This is a genomic window from Caproicibacter fermentans (assembly GCF_014303955.1).
Classification (GTDB): Bacteria; Bacillota; Clostridia; order Oscillospirales; family Acutalibacteraceae; genus Caproicibacter; species Caproicibacter fermentans.
Map to the genome: position 1 here is coordinate 1,995,565 of NZ_CP060286.1, position 17,550 is coordinate 2,013,114.

Here is a 17,550-nt window from a genome sequence, read left to right on the forward strand (position 1 = left end):
GCGTGTTAGCCCTTGGGAAACAGTGTCAGACCATTACTCTCCTATTCTAACAGTTCAGTTTTGAGATGGAAAAAGACACGGCTGGCTGACGTGCCTTTAACCATAACTATATTGCAGGAGGAAAATATGAAAGTTAAAAACTTAAAAACACTGCACATGACAAACCCGCTCGGAATAGGTTTAAACCCCTATTTTTCGTGGATGATGGAGAGCTCGAAGAAAAATGTCATGCAGACAGCATATCAGATTGTTCTTAAGCATGAAGACGGGACTGCTGTTTGGGATACAGGAAAGATTCAGAGCGAGGCATCATCGTTTATAGAATATAAGGGCGATCCGTTGGTCAGCCGCAGCCGCTATGAATGGACTGTTAAGGTATGGGATAACAAGGGGAATGCAGAAACCGCTTCTGCTAAATTTGAAACCGCGCTTCTTGTGAAAACCGATTGGAAGGCAAAATGGGCGGAGTCTGCTTTGCCGAGTGCGGAAAGAAAAATCGGCTTTGGCAATCAGCCGCCGGCAACCATGTTCCGAAAAGGCTTTTCACTGAAAGGTAAAGTATCGAAAGCCCGGTTGTATGCTACCTGCCACGGCATATACCGTCTTACAATCAACGGTTCGCGCCCGGATGACCGGGAATTTGCGCCTGAAAACACGGTTTATGAAAAATACTTATGCTATCAGACCTATGATGTGACAGCAATGCTCCGGCAGGGTGCGAATGCGATTGGCATGTATGTCGGTGATGGATGGTACTGCGGCATCAACACACAACCACCCACAGTAGGCTTGAAGCCTATTCACGCCATACTGTTCCAGCTTGAAGTAGAATATGCGGATGGCAGCGCGGAGACGATAACGTCTGACCATGATGTAAAAACCGCATGTAAAACCGGTCCACCCGATCCTTAAAGCAACTCATTTTTCTCATCCCGCTTCTTTCATTCCTGATCCGTGTAATAATAGGCTTGCTTTATTTTCTCCAGCTCATCCTTATGCTGTTCCGAAACCCTGCCGCGGTAATTTTCCGTAAACAGGTACTTCCGGCCCGCATCGGACAACGCAAGATGCACGCCTGAGATTTTTCCGGCCGAAGTATCAAAACTTGAAAGCTTCCGCCATGGTTTCCGTAAGGAAATCTCGTTTTTCCAGACTTTGCCGTAAATCAGAATTCCCAGATCCGTAATGCACACAGCCGCGTTAATCTGCTCCGGGACTGGAACCGCACCGTAATAAACATTCAGTTGCCCCACTAAAACGAGCTTGACGGATTCGTTTTCAGCCAACATCCCGCAAAGGGCTTCCATCCGATTCCGGTCGGCCTGCCACAGGTGCACGCCATCCTGCTTTAACAGCTTCTCCACATCCCCGCGCACAGTAAGCTCCCCTCTCTCATACCAGAAAATGCGTTTCCAAAAACTCTGCTACGCCTTCTTCATCGTTGCTTTTGATCACCGCGTCCGCAGCCTGCTTTGCCTCTTCGATCGCATTTCCTACGGCGATGCCGAGCCCGGCGATGCGCAGCATTTCAACGTCGTTTCCATTGTCGCCGACGGCGCATACCTGTTTAAGCGGAATGCGCAGATAACCACACAGGCTGCGCAGGGCATCCGCCTTGCTGGCCTTCGAAGATGTGAATTCCATCGCGCAGTCGCCTACGCGAAAGGAATGAATCTCCGGATAGTTTGCACCCGTCAGGCTCTCAAAAACCGTAAATCCGTCGAACCCATGAAAATAAATTCCCAGTTTGATTACGTCCCGACCGTCGCGCAGAATAAATTCTCCCAGACGTTCTGTCAGAATTTCAGTCGAGCTCGGCCATTCCGGGCGGGCAAACCAAGCGTCATATTCGCCGCGGTCGCGGCAGGCCATCACATGCGTACTGCACGCGTCGTTCCGGTGAAGATAGACACATGTGCCCCGGCGCAGAAGCTCCTCCGCAAGAGAAGCCGCGATCCGACAGGGAATCAGGCTTACTTCAAGCCGTCGGCCCGTGGCTCCGTCCGTTATTACTGCCCCATTAGCCGAAATCACATAGCGGATCCCGTTTACGCCGATGACATTTTCCCGCAGATGGTAAAAGCCGCGGCCGGTAGCCGGCACGACCTCATATCCCCTCCGGACCAGTTGGCCAATCGCCCTCCGGGTGCGCCCTGAGACAACGCCTTTTGAATTCATACTGCTTCCGTCCAGGTCCAGCGCAATTAGACGGATCTGTTTCACAGCCTGTTCCGGTTCCATTTTATTCGTCGTCTTCACCCTTTTGGGTGAAATCCATATCGTTTACCAAAACAATTTCCGTTTTCGCGTCTTTAATCATTTCCCGCAGCGCATCCGCGGTGATATCCCCGTCTTCCAGATGAAGTTGCATGACAAGCGGCAGATTCATACCCGCTACCAGAAACGTGTTCGGACGGCTCAGGAACGGATAGACCGTCTGATTGGCGCTGCCTCCCATCATATCCGAACAGATGATCACCTGTTCCCCTTCCCACTGCGCAAGGTAATTTTCTACGGTCTCGCGCAGTTTCGCACTGCCGTCCTTCTCTGTTACGGCGGCACAGAAGATATTGTCCGCGCCAAAGAAACGGTGCATCGTATTGCAGAGTCCTTCGGCGAATTTTCCGTGACTGACTAAAAGGATCTTCACGGCGCTGTTCCCTCCTCCTGATTGCAGCATTGAACAAATCCGATGATTTTCTCCACAACCTTTTCCGTTGTTCCCGGTGGAATATCGGAGGCCGAAGTCTCAAAGTTGTCTCCGTAATCCGAGATATTACCAAGGTAGCCGACGCTGTAATTGCTGTAGCACCAGCAGATCGGACATTTTCCGCCCATCGCTTCTTTGATTCGGATACCGAAGCGCGAAAACAGTTCCGCCGGAATAATGAACAGGCGCAGGTCGCCCAAATCGAGATAGCGGCCCTCAAGGTCAAAAGGAAAGGCACGGTTTTTGTTCAGATTGATTTCCGCCATTCGCAGAGCGGACGTATACACTTTTTTCTCATCAAAGGTCCGTGCGTTTGCTATTTTCTCCTTTATTGTATCATATTGCAGCTGCTTTTTTGCATGGTCCGGGCAAAAGGTTTCCTCATACCGAAATGTTCTGATTTTGGGACGGCTCAGCGTCAGCTTCTGTTCTTTCACATCCTCGGAAAAAACCTGCTCCAAAATCTCGCCGCCCACGCGTTCCAACTCGGCTGCATCGTTGCCCTGACGATACAGGCGGTTGCTCATATCACCGGCGGCACCAATCATCACGATTGGATACACGCCCCATTTTTCCTGCAAGTGACGCGCGAGATGTCCGGCCAGATCACTGCTGACCAGAAGATTCTGCGGACCAAGCACCGTCGAGTGGCAGGCAAAGCTGCAAGCGCCTGCCACGACGCGGTCCGCGGCGCGGAACTCAAGCGTGACAAAAGACTTGTCGCATGGTTTTTCCCTGCCATTCCGGTTGCCGTAGCATCCGCTTATCTCCAGCTTTTTCATAATCAGCTCCGTTTCAATGAATCCAGCCGAAAAACAGCCGTCGACCGCGGCAAGGATCTGCCGTTCCACCCAATCCGTATAGCCGGGGACAGCGCCCTCCCCGAACCCCTTGAATTCAGGGTCGTCATATTCCGGAGCAGAATGCGTGTGAACATAGGAAAGATTGACCGCATCCGCCGGGACTCCATATTTTTTCGATATTCGGCAGCAGAGCCGGTCGGTAAGCTCCCTTGGGAGGCCGATCAGTTCGACCGTCACCCAAACCAGTTGTACACCGTCCACATTCAGGACAAGCGCGGTTGCCCACAAATCATGCAGAATTCCGGCCGCCTTTTCCGTACGGATCGCATGGCCCATCAGATAACACGGAAAAAATGCTCCCTGTGGAGTGATTTTCGTCCGACAGGTACTGACTTTCATGATGAACACCCCTATTTCTAAAAAAGGCCGTCGTATCATCACTTACGGCGGCCTTTCCACATCTTTTCACAAAATAGCGGAGATTAAGAGCAAATGCCGAACGCGCCCAGAAGGATGGAAACCGCCAGAACAATCCAAACCATTTTTCCGGAAGTCATCTTCTTGCGTCCAAGTCCCCAATAAATCAGCACAGTGAACAGGACATTTCCAAAGCACGGAATAATCGTATTCAGAAGGTCGCCGAGCTTTTGCGTCAGTTTGCCCACTGTCCAGGAAAGCGTGAAATTGACATTGACGGTGGAGGCCACCATCGCGCCGATTACGATCAGTCCGAGGATGGAACAGACATCGGTAAGATTCTTTAAAGAACTGCTTTTGGACGTGATAAAAGTAATCCCGTGATTATAAACCACGTAAGACATCTTCCAGAACAGAAACCACATCCCGAGGCCCACCGCTTCAGCCAGAACCCAGCCGAACGCGCTTCCCTGCATGGCCTGATATCCTGCGATGGCGCCCATGACGGTTGGCAGCAAAACCCACACAATCGCGTCTCCCAAGCCGGCGAGAGGCCCCATCAGGCCCGTGCGGATATCTACAGCGGTTTCCGTGGCATGTTCGTCCTTTGTAGATTCAACCGCCAGACATGCCATAAGAATCAGGTTGCCGAACCACGGGTTCGTATTGAAGAACTTGAAGTATGATTTGTATTTTTCACTCAGGACCTTATCATCGCCGTAAATTTTCTTCATTGCCGGATGAATGGACCATACCCAGCCGCCGGACTGCATGGTTTCGTAGTTAAAACAGATCTGGCGGGCCATTACGTAACGGGAGAGAGTCCGTGTCAGGTCTTTTTTGGTAAGTACAGAAGTTGTCTCACTCATCTTCGTTGTCACCTCCGGAAGTAGCGACTGCCGCAGCCCGCTTTGAATTTTCTTCCATCGTCTGGAATATGAAAGCGCAGAACACGCCGCCCAGCAGCGCGATGGCCAGAATGCCGAGTTTCAGATAGGCTGCGAGGACAAAACCAAACAGCATGAAGTATCCGTATTTCTTAACCGGCAGATATTTCAGCAGAATCGCAAAGCCCAGCGCCGGCAGCATACCGCTCGCGACACTCAGTCCGTGAGAAAGCCATGCGGGGAAATTCGTAACGGCTCCTTTCACATAGGTTGAACCAACCGTCATCAGCAGCAGGACCGGCAGTGCGCACAGGAGGCAAAAAGGGATCTGCGACAGCCAGACCCATTTGCCCATCCCCTTCCAGTCCTGATTATCCGAGCAGGCCATTGCCTTATGAATAAAAAATGAGCCGGTCATTTTGCCCACGACATCCAGCTGTACGCCCAGCGCGGCAACCGGGACACCGATCGCCAGAGCGGTTGTCAGAGCCGCGGAGCCGTGCTGTCCCATACCGATCGCGAAGACAGTGCCGGCAATCGCACCCAGCATATAATCGGGCACAGATGATCCGCCGTAGCCTCCGATTCCCAGACTCATCAGGCACATTTCCCCGCCGATCAAAAGGCCAGTCTGAACGTCGCCCATGACAAGGCCGGAAATAAGCCCCACAAATACGACCACCGCATACATAAACATCTGAAGGTTGTATTTTTGCCATGTTAAAACCGCGACCAGTAATGTTATAACAACGATTTGCAGTGGATTAAACATACTTTCCTCCCCTTTCGATTTTGAAGCCCGTCAATCCAGTTGACGGCTGACATCTATTTCCGCATTGTCAGGGCGGAGGCGCACGGTGATTTTGATCCCCGTGTCCCGCATTTTGCGCAACATCTCCTTTTCTTCGGGAGATACGCGCACCGTCTTATCCAGCACGGTGACGTCTCCCTTGTTCTGTGTCACATTTCCCAGGTTAATCTGCTCCATCGGTACTCCCGCCTTAAACAGCGAATAAGCCCATTGGATGTATCGGCAAATAACAAACACACGCTGTGCGCTGTATTTTCCGCTGAGTATGTTGTCCGCCGCCTTCCTCGGATCCAATACCGAAAGGGCAATACCCGTGGGGCACGCCATTTTTAAGGAGGACCGCACAATGTCGTTCGTCGATGCCGCCGGGTCAATTACCATTGCCCGGGTTGCCCCTGATTTCGGGATCCAGTCCGTTGCCACAATTCCGTGAAGCATGCGATCATCCACACGAACATGAATAATTCCATTGCTCATAATAAAACCTCAATCTTTCTCTTCATCACACGGCAGAAACCGGCCGATCAGAATATTTTATCCGGGGAGTAAATGATATTTCCTTCTTTCCCATCCAGGCGCATTCCGCTTTTCGGGTCACAGGCAAAGGCACGCAGATAAGTTTTTCCCATAAATTCCGAAGGAACCGCATCATCCGTTCCATTCATGACCCGTTCGCAGGCTTCGATGCAGTCTTCCAGCACACGGCAGGTCGATTCACAGGTTCCGTGTTCTCTCAGTACCCGGTCATACTGCGGTTCATAGCGCTGCAATTCTAAAAGGCTTTGATGGTACTCCGCCACGCCTGACGACTCCGGGGTAAACAGCAGCACCCCAATCCCACAGGCATCGCCGAACATAATGACGCGCTCTTCCCTGATCAGGATTACCATAATTCCCTGCGTATGCCCGGGAACGTGGATTGCCTCCAGGGTGATTCCTCCCAGATCAAACGTCTGGCCATGTTCCAGAGGTAAAAGGCCGGATTCCCGAAACGGGATATAATCGTCATCCGACAGGGGCTTTACAAAATCCTGAGAGAATCTTTTTCAGGGATTTCCTGCGTGTTTCCATCTGACAGTGTCTTTGATACAGCGGAATATCCGCATGATTCATATATACCTTTTCAAATTGGCCAACACCGCCTGCATGGTCCACATGTCCGTGAGTAATCAGGACATCATATGGTTTGTCCGTCAGGCTCTCAATATAACCTTTTAAATCGCCCAGACCATAGCCGGTATCGATCAGCGCGGCACGGCGGCGGCCCTCCACCAAATGCATGCACACATCTCCGGCACCCCGGATCCGGCGAATGGCCGGGGTAACCTGTTCCTGTTTGAAAACAATCAACGCTTTCGCCTCATCCCTAATTTTTATAAACAAATTTCATGGAAATTATTAACTTTTCCAAACTGTGCTTTTATAGTATCATGGATAGATGATGCATTCAATATATTTTGGATGAAATATTCAATAAGATTTTCAATCGTACTTTGTGTATTTTCCCTTAATTATTTTATTTTACTTGTAAATTTTCGTATTTTATAGTATAATTCATTTGTAAAGCCACTTTGATTCCAAATTATAAAAACCAAATACGGCTTTGCAATTTGGATGGATTATCCATCCAAAGAGGTGAAACATATGGACATTTTTCAGCAAATGGAACGCTGCAAGAAAGATTTCACTCCCCGTGAAAAAGAAATCTACGAAATATTTACATCTGAGCCGGATGTAATTGCGCAGAACACTACTGTGGCGATTGCGGCCCGCTACGGAGTGGCACAAAGCGCCATCAGCCGTTTTTGCCAGAAAATCGGATTTAACAGCTTCGGTGATTTTCGTATGGCTCTTGCGCTTTCCATGTCATCCCACGCTTTTTCCGCTCCGCAGGAACAGGCGGATTGGGGAAGGGTTGAGTATATGTGCGATTTGGTGCGTGCTACGCGCGAGATGCTTCCCGACAGCCTACTGCATTCTTTTTCAGCAAAAATTATTCAGGCAGACCGCATTTATATCGCCGGGACCGGACGAAGCGGCATTCCCGCGCGCTTGCTGGCTATCCAGCTGGTTCAGCTCTGCCGTCCGTGTTTCTATATTGAACCCGGGCTTGAGGTGGAAACTCTTCACATTATGCGCAGCGGCGATTTTGTTGTTCTCTTTTCCGCTCAAAATCCCACTCACAAGGATTTTTTGACGATGGCATCTGACGTTTCTCCCTCCCGCCGCCCGCAGACTCTTCTTGTGACGCAGTCGTTAAAGCATCCCCTCTATAAAATGGTGGATGAAGTCGTATGCCTGCCGACCTGGAATACACAGCATTATCCGTACTCTATTGAGAACACCACTTCCAGCTTTGTTTTCTGTGATCTGCTTACCGCAGAAATTACAAAGGACCTTACCGTTTCCGAAGAAAACCCATGAATTTGCCAACCATGGAAAAAAGCAGTTATTGCATCAGATAGAACAGGAGAAATTAAATATGGAGCAGTTCCGCTATACCATAAAAGACGAAAATGGCATTCACGCCCGTCCGGCGGGTCTTTTAGTTAAATGTGCCAAGGGATTCCAATCCGTGGTCACCATTGAATGCGGCTCCAATAAGGCGCCCCTGAGCAAACTGTTCGCGCTGATGGGAATGAACATAAAGCAAGGAGACACGGTTTCCGTAACGGCGGAAGGTCCCGATGAGGCCGCCGCGATCCAGGCAGTCCAGGATACGATTGAAAAGAACGCTTAAAAAGGTCTTTCTTTGGTGGGGCGAAGTGCGGGATGAGCTGAAGGTCAGGCTTCCCGTATGACTCCGCGGTTCAAATAGGCATATGTTGGTAACACCGGCCGCCGCCTTAATCATACATTGATGTCAGCCTAAAAAGTATTGCCGATCAGTACAGCAAGAGCCGCAAAGACCGATGAGACAATTTTCTGCAAGTAGTCCTACTGACGATAATGCGAAAATGCAGAAAATTAGCCGTGGGTGTTTGCGGCTTATATTTTACGGATAGGCATTTCATTCAAATGGCTTTCGCTATGAAAGGATGTTATAATTAAAAAATAAGCGCTTGGTAATGTCAGGGGGAAAAACATTGGATAATAAACATTACGATGTTTGTCATTTTTTAAATTATAATACATACAACGATTTGAATCTTTACGAAGTTGGTACGCAAAAATGCCCCCCATCCTACTCGTACGGTCCTGTTGTACGGGAACATTATATTCTGCATTATGTCTATAACGGAAAAGGGATATTAAACCTGAATAAACAGATTTTCCCGATTCAGCAAGACGAAGTCTTTGTTTTATCCCCTAATATCACAACCTTTTATCAGGCAGATGAGCAAAATCCGTGGAACTATATCTGGCTGCATTTTGATGGAGCCAAGGCAGTTGAATACTTAAGGGCGGCCGGTGTTACGCGTACACAGCCCTTGCTGCGTTTATCTGACAGCACCGCACTGCGGATGTATATGGAAGAAATATTGAATCACAGCGAAGATGAATTGTATTGTATCGGTACGCTTTACCGATTTTTCCAGCAGTTAATCGCAAATTCCACCAACAGGCCTGAGATGAAAACGAAGGATGCCCGGCTTAGCTATATTAAGGCAATTATTGATTTTATTTCGGTTAAATACAACGAACCGATTCACGTACAGGATCTGGTTAATCTGTGTGGGTTGGAACGCAGCTATTTAACTCGCATTTTTAAAGAAGCGACTGGTCACAGTCCGCAGGAATATCTGTTGAGCTATCGTGTGAAAATGACGAAAAATTTACTAAAGAATACGGAGCTTTCAATTGAGTATGTAGCGAATTCGGTTGGCTATATTGACCCGTTTACTTTTTCCAAAAGCTTTAAAAAGCACACCGGAATTTCGCCGACACATTATCGAAAGCTTTCGGAAGAAGGAATTGAGATCCCGGCAATCAAAGGTCCTTAACTAAATCTGTTTATAATAAATAAAAGTTATTCACAAGCACATTTTTCCATGTGACAGTCACATGGAAGCATGTGCTCTTTTATTCATATCCCTTATACTATTAACAGTTTAATATAAAGGGAGGAACGTATACTATGAAAAAGAAGCTTTTGCCGCTGGCATTGGCTGCCGCTGTGCTGGCGGGTACAATGGCGGGTTGCGGAAGCAGTTCCGCAGCTTCAAGTGCAGCACATAACACCGCCGCCCCGGCTGCGTCTTCTTCGTCTTCCGCGGCATCTTCCACACCATCTGCTGAAAATGTTACGCTCAATTTTGCCATCTGGGACAGCAATCAGGAAAAGGGATTACGCAAAATTGCAGATAACTTTGAAGCTGCCAATCCAGGTATCAAAATTAAAATCAATGTTACCGGTTGGAGTGATTACTGGACCATGCTGGAGGCGGGGGCGACAGGCGGTTCTTTACCGGATGTGTTCTGGATGCATTCCAACGAAATTTATCGCTACGGTTCCAACGGCATGCTGCTTGATTTGACTGACCGGATTTCCAAGTCCGACAAGTTCAAACTTTCCGATTATCCGGATCAGCTTTCAAAGATTTATAACATCAGCGGCAAACAATATGCAGTTCCGAAGGACTACGATACTATCGGCCTATGGTACAACAAGACTCTGTTCGATAAGGCCGGCCTGAAGTACCCCGATGAGACATGGACTTGGGATACCCTTTATAACGCCGCAAAAAAACTCACCAAAAACGGCGTATATGGAATTCTGACTCCGTTACATAATCAGGAAGGTTTTTATAACTTCATCTATCAGAATAATGGTAAAGTGATTTCGGACGATAAGAAAAAGTCCGGTTACGATGATCCGGCTACCATCCAGGCAATGGAATATTATACGAAGTTTATCAGAGAGAAACTTTCCCCGCAGATTTTCGGCGACAAAGAACGCGCGGAGGCGATGGAGAACGGACTTTGCGCAATGGGATTCTTCGGTTCCTGGAACCTGTCCGGTTTTGCGGAGAATCAGTACATGGCGAAGAATTTTGACGTAACCGTTCTTCCGCAGGGCAAAACCCGAGCAACTATCTTCAACGGCCTTGGCAATGCTATTTCCGCCAATACAAAACACCCCGAAGAAGCTTGGAGGTTTGTTGAATATCTCAGTACGAAAGAAGCTCAGGAAGAGCAGGCAAAGCTCGGCGTAGCTATTTCCGCCTATAACGGTGCGGCTGATCTTTGGGTAAGCTCAAACAAAACATTCCATGTGAAATCTTTTATCGACATGGTGAAGTACGCAGTTATCCGTCCGTATTCTAATAAGACAACAGCTTGGGAAGATAGAGCTTATGAAACCTTGAAGCCTTGCTTTACAGGGAAACAGACTGTGAAACAGGCTTGTCAGAACACCGCGAAACAAATGAACGAGGCGCTTGCCGCCGAGTAGCGCTACAAAATCGCGGCAACCGTAAGGCTGCCGCGATTTTATTGGGAGGGACACACAGAATGACATCCGTATCCGCAGTAAAGAGAAAAAGTTGTTCAAAAAAAGCTGTTAATGAATGGTGCTGGGGTTGGTTTTTCATAGCTCCGACTATTATCGGCCTTATAGCACTTAATATCATCCCTATCATACAAACCTTTGTCCTAAGCTTTTATAAAAGCGGAGATTTTGGAAAAGGAAACATCTTTGTAGGTTTCGCAAACTATACAAAGATGTTTGCGGATACGCAGGTGTGGGGTGCTGTGGCTAATACGCTTCTGTATACGCTTTCCGTCGTACCGGTTACCATTATCATTTCACTGATACTGGCTGTATGGCTGGATGGAAAGGTACATGGACAATCGGTATTCCGTACCATTTATTTCATTCCTATGGTTGCTGCACCCGCGGCAGTCACAATGGTATGGAAATGGCTTTACAATAAGCAGTTCGGCCTGATCAACCATGTGCTGACCTCCGTTGGCCTGCCCTCGCAAGACTGGATCAATGATCCGAATATAGCGCTTGTCTCTATTGCTGTTATTGGAATTTGGAGTTCAATTGGCTACGACATGGTGCTTCTATTGGCTGGTTTGCAGGAAATTCCAAAGGATTACTACGAAGCCAGTGACATTGACGGTGCAGGGCCGGTCCGCAAATTTTTGACAATTACCATCCCGCTTATTTCACCAACGATGTTTTTTGTCACCGTTACCGCCATTATTCAAGCCATGCAGGTCTTTGATTTTATTTATATGATGATCGATGTTACCAGCCCGGCTTATAATTCAACGGTATCCCTTGTTTACCTGTTCTATAACCATTCCTTTAAATATTCGGATAAGGGCTATGGCTCGACAATTGTTGTCCTTCTGCTTATCATTATTATGATTATTACAGCGATTCAATTAAAAATTGAGAAAAAGTGGGTCAACTACAACTAAAAGGAGGCAACAGGCAATGAAATCAAGAAGCAAAAAAGCTACCGTGCTGATTTATGTCGTACTTTGTCTTGGCGCGGCTATGATGATACTCCCGTTTCTTTGGATGCTGCTTACCTCTTTTAAAACCGTAGCGGAATCCACCCAAATAAATCCGTTTGTTATTTTCCCCAAACAATGGCAGTATCAAAATTATCAGGAAGTTATAGGGGAAAACAATTTTATTCAACTGTATTTTAACACATTTATGATGATGGCGCTGCGGGTATTGTGCGCGGTTTTATTTAGTGCGATGGCTGCCTACGCGTTTGCCAGACTGCATTTTCCGGGCAGAGATGCGATGTTTGGCCTCGTGCTGTTTCAGATGATGATTCCCACCCAGATATTCATAATTCCGCAGTATTTGATGATTGACAAACTGGGCGCGCGTAATACGATTTTCGCCCTTGTGTTCCCCGGTTTGGTGAGTGCTTTTGGAACCTTCCTCTTAAGACAGTTCTTTTTGGGCTTGCCCAAGGATCTGGAAGAGGCCGCAAGGTTGGACGGGTGTAATATTGGGCAGACATTTCTGTTCATCATGTTGCCGCTCACGCGTTCCGGGCTGGTATCACTCGGAATTTTTACAGCCTTGTTTGCGTTTAAAGACATGATGTGGCCGATGATTGTCAACTCCGATATCAACGCCGCAACCCTTGCCTCCGCGCTGGCAAAAATTCAGAGCGCTTATACGGTAAATTATCCCCAGTTGATGGCAGCCGCTGTTTTGGCGATCTGGCCGATGCTGTTAATCTACATAATTTTTCAAAAACAGTTCATTCAGGGTATTGCCACTTCGGGTGGAAAGTTATAAGGCGTGGAGGATATTATGCCGATCATATATCACAAATCATCACAGGAGTTTCATCTATATAATGAACAAATCAGTTATCTAATTCAGATTTTAGAAAACGGCCAGCTTGGAATGCTTTACTATGGGAAAAAGATTGCCGATAAGGAGTCTTTTTCTTACCTTTTACCAGGCTGCCAGCGATCTTTAGCGGTTTATATACGGGAAGGTTCTTCCATCAGCCTGCAATATACAGCACAGGAATATCCTTCCTATGGTACTGGAGATTTTCATGATCCGGCGTTTCGCATTGTGCAGGAAAACGGGAGTATCATATCAGACTTTCAGTATGTTTCTCATACGATTTACCCGGGGAAAAAACCGCTTGAAGGGCTTCCGGCCACCTATACGGAGTCGGATGAAGAAGCGGATACGCTGGAGATTACGCTGGAAGATAAGGTCGATCACGCAAAGCTCGTACTGACCTATACCATTTTTTCCGGATTTCCGGCAATTGCACGCAATGCAAGGTTTATAAATGCAGGGTCACAAATTCTTACGCTGGAGCGTGCCATGAGTGCGTGTCTTGATTTGCCGGATGCAAATTTCGAGATGGTCCAGCTTTCCGGCGCCTGGAGCCGGGAAAGGCATGTAAAACTGCGGCGTCTTGAACAGGGGATTCAAAGCATCAGCAGTACGCGCGGAAATAGCAGTGCGGAGCACAATCCCTTTTTTGCTCTTAAACGCCCTGATTCGAACGAATTCCAAGGCGAAGTGTATGCTTTCAGCCTCGTCTACAGCGGTAATTTTCTCGCCCAAATAGAAGTGGATACCCATGGAATGACACGGGCTATAATCGGAATTCACCCGGAGACATTCTCCTGGCGGCTAAGACCTGGGGAATCGTTTCAAACGCCGGAAGCTGTCTTGGTCTATTCCGGCAACGGCCTGAACGAAATGAGTCAAACCTATCATCATTTGTATGGAAAGCGGCTGGTACGGGGCGTTTGGCGCGATCGGGAACGCCCCGTTTTAATCAACAACTGGGAAGCAACAGAGTATGACTTTGACGAAGCAAAAATACTGCGAATTGCCGCAATTGCAAAAAAGGTCGGCATAGAACTTTTTGTATTGGATGATGGCTGGTTTGGTACGCGCAGCAATGATGACGCAGGTCTTGGTGACTGGGTTGTCAACAGAGAAAAACTGCCGGATGGTATTGCCGGTCTGGCGGATAAGATTGAAGCGCTTGGGATGAAGTTTGGGTTATGGATTGAGCCGGAAATGGTCAATATGGATAGCAACCTGTATCGGTCCCATCCGGACTGGATCCTGCACGCTCCTCAGAGAAGCTCTTCGCCGAGCCGCCATCAGCACGTGTTGGATTTTTCGCGTCCGGAAGTTGTAGATGCCGTTCATGGTATGCTCTACCGACTACTTTCTACCTCCAAAATCTCGTATATTAAATGGGATATGAACCGCTATCTATCTGAATGTTATTCTATAGCAAAGCTCCCCTGTGAACAGGGAAAGGTTTTTCATCAGTACATACTCGGTGTATATTGCCTTTATGAAAGGCTGCTCAGTGAGTTTCCAAACTTATTGTTTGAATCCTGTTCCAGCGGTGGAGCGCGTTTTGACCCCGGCATGCTGTATTTTGCGCCGCAGGGATGGATCAGCGATAATACTGACGCCGTAGAGCGTTTAAAAATCCAATACGGAACCTCGTTTGTGTATCCTTTAAGCAGTATGGGCGCACATGTGTCCATGGTACCAAACAAACAGGTTGGTCGAGTTACCCCGTTGGAGACACGTGCCAATGTGGCAATGTTTGGTGTATTTGGCTATGAACTGGACCTGAATGCCCTGGGTCCGGATGAGTTGGATATCATTCACACACAAATCGATTTTGTAAAAAAGCACCGCCGGTTACTTCAGTTCGGTACTTTTTGGCGGCTGCGCAGTCCGTTTGAGGGGGAATGACACTGCTTGGATTGTGGTTTCATCAGACCAATCCAGCGCAGTGGCAGCATATTTCCAGATCCTAAACCATTCTAACATTGGGTGGGACCGTCTCAGGCTGGCAGGACTTGATCCAAGCCAGCGCTATTGTATCAATGGAGATATGAGCTGTTTGTATGGCGGTGACGAACTGATGGAAATCGGTGTTGTTTTGCAGCCGAAGGATTTTTGTTACGGGGGGGATTTTTCTTCAGTATTATTTGAAATTAATTCCTTCAAGGAAAAGTAATTCGAAGAATGAACTCCGGACCTACCGAAGAAGACCTTTCCAGGGCCGCAGCGGCTGCTAACTGCTGGGAACCATTAACATATGCTAAAAAGCTGCGGCAGAGGGATCACTTCCCCCTGCCGCAGTAATAGATTCGGAAAAAGCCGGGCTTATAGCCTTTAAGGTCATTCGCAGTCACCCTCTTCGACGGCAACAAACAATTGCATATTCGTACATATTCTGTACTCAACGCGTTCATCGAAGTTTTTCAACTGCCTGCCGGCACCACCTGCACATCCGTTGGCCGTCTTGCGGGGAAATCCACCTGTCAGCTACCTGTTTATTTACCTCTTGGGTAAATAACTCTACATAATGTTTTGGAGAACCGTATCTGTCATTCACCTGACGGGATGTAAAATAAGTTATTTTCCCGCAGATTCCCTCCGGATCCTCTGGGTTGCTGGCGACATAACTGGCAAGGGGACTTCTGTGAACGGTGTACGGAAGCCGCCGAGGGCATTGCCGAATTCATCGCGCCGGAGCGTTCCGTTTTCACGCTCCGGCAGAGGCGCCGTTTCTGGCGAAATACCTTCCACTGCCCAAATATGCAATTTTTCCAGCATTCCACACACATATATTTATAAATGAAAATCATCCTGGGATGCGAATCCTTTGTCTTGTCACCAAGCAGCCGGCCCACCCTTCTTATGGCGATGTCGCGGATATGGCGCATCTGAGTACGGCGTCACAGACCCGTTCCAGCCGATCCGAGCTTTTACCCAGAAGCCGCAGTATCAGGCCGGATGCCAACGTTCGCGTCAAACCGAACTCAAGATCGGGAATCGCGGCGAGCAATTGCACACACGATTCCTCGTCCGGGCACAGGCACCCCAAGAAGAACAGTTCGGCCTGGTGCGTAAAGCCCTCGTAAACCCCGAGGCAATCGGGCCGCAACTTTTCCGGCTCCATGTGGATGTTCTCATGCAGAATTATGCGGCCTGCGCAGCGGATATCCAGAAGAGAGGTATAGCGGGAGAAAGCGAATTTTTCTCCCATTCCAATCCGTCCGCAGGAAAAATTATCGCGATAAACGAGACTTCCTCCCTCCTGAATATCAATTTTTGTAACGGTCGAAAAATTGCTGTTTCGGAACGGAATCACCGGTTTCGGAAGATACTCCAGCAGGGCACCCTTTTCCACTATGGCGTTACCGTCTTTCTGGCGGAGCCGTTTCCCGTATTAAAATTTTCGTATAGGACTGGTCCGTTATCAAAACGCGGCTGCCGCTGCCGGCGTGGATGCCGACCCGGTAATCGTCGCCTTCCAGAATTCCGGCGGAAGCGTTCATCACCATGAGCTCTATCATACCGCCGGGACTTCCTCTCATGATCAGACTCCCTCAAGCAGCACATTGGATTTGATCCAGCGGATCACGTCATCCACTCCGTCTAAATTCATCAGGTTCGTAAAGAGAAAAGGCCGGCTTCCCCTCATGCGGCGTGAGTCGCGCTCCATGACTTCCAGACTAGCACCGACATACGGAGCTAGGTCCGTCTTGTTGATTACGAGAAGATCGGAGCGCGTGACGCCAGGGCCGCCTTTTCGGGGAATCTTGTCTCCCTGCGCCACGTCGATGACATAGATGGTCGCGTCGGCGAGCTCCGGGCTGAAGGTGGCGGAAAGATTGTCGCCGCCGCTTTCAATGAAAATAATCTAAACATCCGGGAACTTTTCCGCCATTCCCTCCACTGCTTCCAAATTCATGGAGCAGTCCTCCCGGATCGCGGTGTGCGGACACCCGCCTGTTTCCACGCCCACAATACGCTCCGCCAGAAGGGCAGAGTTGCGGGTGAGAAATTCCGCATCCTCTTTGGTATAGATATCGTTGGTCACAACACAGATGCTGTAATCTTCATGCATTTTTCGCGTCAGGCGCTCGATCAGCGCTGTTTTTCCGGAGCCGACCGGCCCGCCGACTCCGATTTTTACATAGGACATCTCAAACTTCTCCTCTTCACATTCTATACTATGAAATAAACTGCCGGGTAAAAAGCCGTTCGTGCTGCATGGCGCGGATGTCCAGCCCCGGCAGCGACAGCCCTATATCGTCTTCGGAAACGCTGTGAGCGAGTTTCGCGTGCCGGTAAACTTCCGGTAGAAACCGGTAAAGGATCCTCTGCCCGTCCATCTGGCTCAAAGGGATGAGCTTCACGCAGTTTGTGACGACGGCGGAACACTGGCTGTAGGCGAACACGGAAATGGCGTCCGAGCTTTCGACGCCCTGACCGTTCGCATAAATGCCAAAGGCCGCGGCGTACTGTCCGAACGCTTTGTTTTCCGCCACCAGAGAGGCGTAGTGGTCGAGACACGAGACTCCCATGTTTTCGGTGTCGAACCAGTCGACCGGCGCAAAGTCGATCTCCCTGCCGTCTTGTTCGGATTTCTCCATTTTGTCCAGATTGCCAATCACTCCGTTGAATTGCATGGATACTGC

Annotated in this window: 19 protein-coding genes and 3 pseudogenes; 8 read left to right on the forward strand and 14 right to left on the reverse strand. The window is 48.6% G+C overall.

Going from position 1 to position 17,550, the window contains the following annotated elements; translation table 11 throughout:
• Positions 1–126 precede the first annotated feature (126 nt).
• Positions 127–912 (forward strand): glycoside hydrolase family 78 protein, encoded by a 786-nt coding sequence (locus HCR03_RS09810; RefSeq protein ID WP_187034126.1) that lies wholly within the window; start codon positions 127–129, stop codon positions 910–912.
• Positions 913–941: 29 nt separating this feature from the next.
• On the opposite strand, the gene HCR03_RS09815 is transcribed toward HCR03_RS09810, so the two are convergent.
• From HCR03_RS09815 to HCR03_RS09855, 9 genes are all read right to left on the reverse strand, one after another.
• Positions 942–1,376, reverse strand: a complete 435-nt coding sequence (locus HCR03_RS09815; RefSeq protein WP_187034127.1) for a hypothetical protein — start codon at positions 1,374–1,376, stop codon at positions 942–944.
• Positions 1,377–1,392: 16 nt separating this feature from the next.
• Complete coding sequence (locus HCR03_RS09820) at positions 1,393–2,241, reverse strand: HAD hydrolase family protein (protein ID WP_187034128.1); 849 nt, start codon at positions 2,239–2,241, stop codon at positions 1,393–1,395.
• 1 nt (position 2,242) lies between these two features.
• Complete coding sequence (locus tag HCR03_RS09825) at positions 2,243–2,650, reverse strand: PTS sugar transporter subunit IIA (RefSeq protein ID WP_187034129.1); 408 nt, start codon at positions 2,648–2,650, stop codon at positions 2,243–2,245.
• The gene (locus HCR03_RS09830) at positions 2,647–3,912 is read right to left on the reverse strand and encodes a hypothetical protein (protein WP_187034130.1); all 1,266 of its coding nucleotides are present in this window, start codon (positions 3,910–3,912) and stop codon (positions 2,647–2,649) included. Before HCR03_RS09830 ends, HCR03_RS09825 begins: the two co-directional genes overlap by 4 nt.
• Before the next feature lie 83 nt (positions 3,913–3,995).
• Positions 3,996–4,799: a PTS system mannose/fructose/sorbose family transporter subunit IID gene (locus tag HCR03_RS09835; protein WP_187034131.1), complete on the reverse strand. Its 804-nt coding sequence runs from the start codon at positions 4,797–4,799 to the stop codon at positions 3,996–3,998.
• Entirely contained in the window at positions 4,792–5,589 is a 798-nt protein-coding gene (locus HCR03_RS09840) for a PTS mannose/fructose/sorbose/N-acetylgalactosamine transporter subunit IIC (RefSeq protein ID WP_187034132.1), read from the reverse strand. The genes HCR03_RS09835 and HCR03_RS09840 overlap by 8 nt, the downstream gene beginning before the upstream one ends.
• 30 nt (positions 5,590–5,619) lie before the next feature.
• The gene (locus HCR03_RS09845) at positions 5,620–6,105 is read right to left on the reverse strand and encodes a PTS sugar transporter subunit IIB (RefSeq protein WP_187034133.1); all 486 of its coding nucleotides are present in this window, start codon (positions 6,103–6,105) and stop codon (positions 5,620–5,622) included.
• 47 nt (positions 6,106–6,152) lie between these two features.
• The gene (locus tag HCR03_RS09850; RefSeq protein ID WP_330601182.1) at positions 6,153–6,644 is read right to left on the reverse strand and encodes an MBL fold metallo-hydrolase; all 492 of its coding nucleotides are present in this window, start codon (positions 6,642–6,644) and stop codon (positions 6,153–6,155) included.
• Positions 6,634–6,978, reverse strand: a complete 345-nt coding sequence (locus tag HCR03_RS09855) for an MBL fold metallo-hydrolase (protein WP_187034135.1) — start codon at positions 6,976–6,978, stop codon at positions 6,634–6,636. The genes HCR03_RS09850 and HCR03_RS09855 overlap by 11 nt, the downstream gene beginning before the upstream one ends.
• Positions 6,979–7,272: 294 nt before the next feature.
• On the opposite strand from HCR03_RS09855, the gene HCR03_RS09860 reads away from it, so the two are divergent.
• From HCR03_RS09860 to HCR03_RS09890, 7 genes and pseudogenes are all read left to right on the forward strand, one after another.
• Positions 7,273–8,052 (forward strand): MurR/RpiR family transcriptional regulator, encoded by a 780-nt coding sequence (locus HCR03_RS09860; RefSeq protein ID WP_187034136.1) that lies wholly within the window; start codon positions 7,273–7,275, stop codon positions 8,050–8,052.
• 58 nt (positions 8,053–8,110) lie between these two features.
• Positions 8,111–8,368: an HPr family phosphocarrier protein gene (locus HCR03_RS09865; protein WP_187034137.1), complete on the forward strand. Its 258-nt coding sequence runs from the start codon at positions 8,111–8,113 to the stop codon at positions 8,366–8,368.
• A gap of 346 nt (positions 8,369–8,714) precedes the next feature.
• Positions 8,715–9,572 (forward strand): AraC family transcriptional regulator, encoded by an 858-nt coding sequence (locus tag HCR03_RS09870; RefSeq protein WP_187034138.1) that lies wholly within the window; start codon positions 8,715–8,717, stop codon positions 9,570–9,572.
• 134 nt (positions 9,573–9,706) lie between these two features.
• Positions 9,707–11,023 carry an ABC transporter substrate-binding protein gene (locus HCR03_RS09875; protein WP_187034139.1) on the forward strand — a complete coding sequence of 439 codons (1,317 nt, stop codon included), beginning with the start codon at positions 9,707–9,709 and terminating at the stop codon, positions 11,021–11,023.
• A gap of 59 nt (positions 11,024–11,082) precedes the next feature.
• Positions 11,083–12,003 (forward strand): carbohydrate ABC transporter permease, encoded by a 921-nt coding sequence (locus tag HCR03_RS09880; RefSeq protein WP_187034140.1) that lies wholly within the window; start codon positions 11,083–11,085, stop codon positions 12,001–12,003.
• A 16-nt stretch (positions 12,004–12,019) separates the two neighbouring features.
• A complete protein-coding gene (locus HCR03_RS09885; RefSeq protein ID WP_187038090.1) occupies positions 12,020–12,850 on the forward strand; it encodes a carbohydrate ABC transporter permease in 831 nt (276 codons plus the stop codon).
• 15 nt (positions 12,851–12,865) lie between these two features.
• Positions 12,866–15,077: pseudogene (locus tag HCR03_RS09890) on the forward strand (alpha-galactosidase).
• Between the two features lie 234 nt (positions 15,078–15,311).
• Here the strand turns inward: HCR03_RS09890 and HCR03_RS20555 are convergent.
• From HCR03_RS20555 to HCR03_RS09910, 5 genes and pseudogenes are all read right to left on the reverse strand, one after another.
• Positions 15,312–15,679, reverse strand: a pseudogene (locus tag HCR03_RS20555) (alpha/beta hydrolase domain-containing protein).
• Between the two features lie 82 nt (positions 15,680–15,761).
• Complete coding sequence (locus HCR03_RS09895; protein ID WP_187034141.1) at positions 15,762–16,256, reverse strand: urease accessory protein UreD; 495 nt, start codon at positions 16,254–16,256, stop codon at positions 15,762–15,764.
• Positions 16,257–16,263: 7 nt separating this feature from the next.
• Entirely contained in the window at positions 16,264–16,443 is a 180-nt protein-coding gene (locus HCR03_RS20110; RefSeq protein ID WP_187034142.1) for an urease accessory protein UreD, read from the reverse strand.
• 2 nt (positions 16,444–16,445) lie between these two features.
• Positions 16,446–17,054 (reverse strand): annotated as a pseudogene (gene ureG, locus HCR03_RS09905) (urease accessory protein UreG).
• Positions 17,055–17,082: 28 nt separating this feature from the next.
• Positions 17,083–17,541 carry an urease accessory protein UreF gene (locus HCR03_RS09910; protein WP_187034143.1) on the reverse strand — a complete coding sequence of 153 codons (459 nt, stop codon included), beginning with the start codon at positions 17,539–17,541 and terminating at the stop codon, positions 17,083–17,085.
• Positions 17,542–17,550: the final 9 nt, after the last annotated feature.

Bases quoted from the DNA above. Each gene is read 5' to 3' on its own strand.
- HCR03_RS09810 (WP_187034126.1), top strand. From the start codon at position 127: ATGAAAGTTAAAAACTTAAAAACACTGCACATGACAAACCCGCTCGGA.
- HCR03_RS09820 (WP_187034128.1), bottom strand. From the start codon at position 2,241: ATGGAACCGGAACAGGCTGTGAAACAGATCCGTCTAATTGCGCTGGAC.
- HCR03_RS09830 (WP_187034130.1), bottom strand. From the start codon at position 3,912: ATGAAAGTCAGTACCTGTCGGACGAAAATCACTCCACAGGGAGCATTT.
- HCR03_RS09835 (WP_187034131.1), bottom strand. From the start codon at position 4,799: ATGAGTGAGACAACTTCTGTACTTACCAAAAAAGACCTGACACGGACT.
- HCR03_RS09840 (WP_187034132.1), bottom strand. From the start codon at position 5,589: ATGTTTAATCCACTGCAAATCGTTGTTATAACATTACTGGTCGCGGTT.
- HCR03_RS09845 (WP_187034133.1), bottom strand. From the start codon at position 6,105: ATGAGCAATGGAATTATTCATGTTCGTGTGGATGATCGCATGCTTCAC.
- HCR03_RS09860 (WP_187034136.1), top strand. From the start codon at position 7,273: ATGGACATTTTTCAGCAAATGGAACGCTGCAAGAAAGATTTCACTCCC.
- HCR03_RS09865 (WP_187034137.1), top strand. From the start codon at position 8,111: ATGGAGCAGTTCCGCTATACCATAAAAGACGAAAATGGCATTCACGCC.
- HCR03_RS09875 (WP_187034139.1), top strand. From the start codon at position 9,707: ATGAAAAAGAAGCTTTTGCCGCTGGCATTGGCTGCCGCTGTGCTGGCG.
- HCR03_RS09880 (WP_187034140.1), top strand. From the start codon at position 11,083: ATGACATCCGTATCCGCAGTAAAGAGAAAAAGTTGTTCAAAAAAAGCT.
- HCR03_RS09885 (WP_187038090.1), top strand. From the start codon at position 12,020: ATGAAATCAAGAAGCAAAAAAGCTACCGTGCTGATTTATGTCGTACTT.
- HCR03_RS20110 (WP_187034142.1), bottom strand. From the start codon at position 16,443: ATGAGAGGAAGTCCCGGCGGTATGATAGAGCTCATGGTGATGAACGCT.
- HCR03_RS09910 (WP_187034143.1), bottom strand. From the start codon at position 17,541: ATGCAATTCAACGGAGTGATTGGCAATCTGGACAAAATGGAGAAATCC.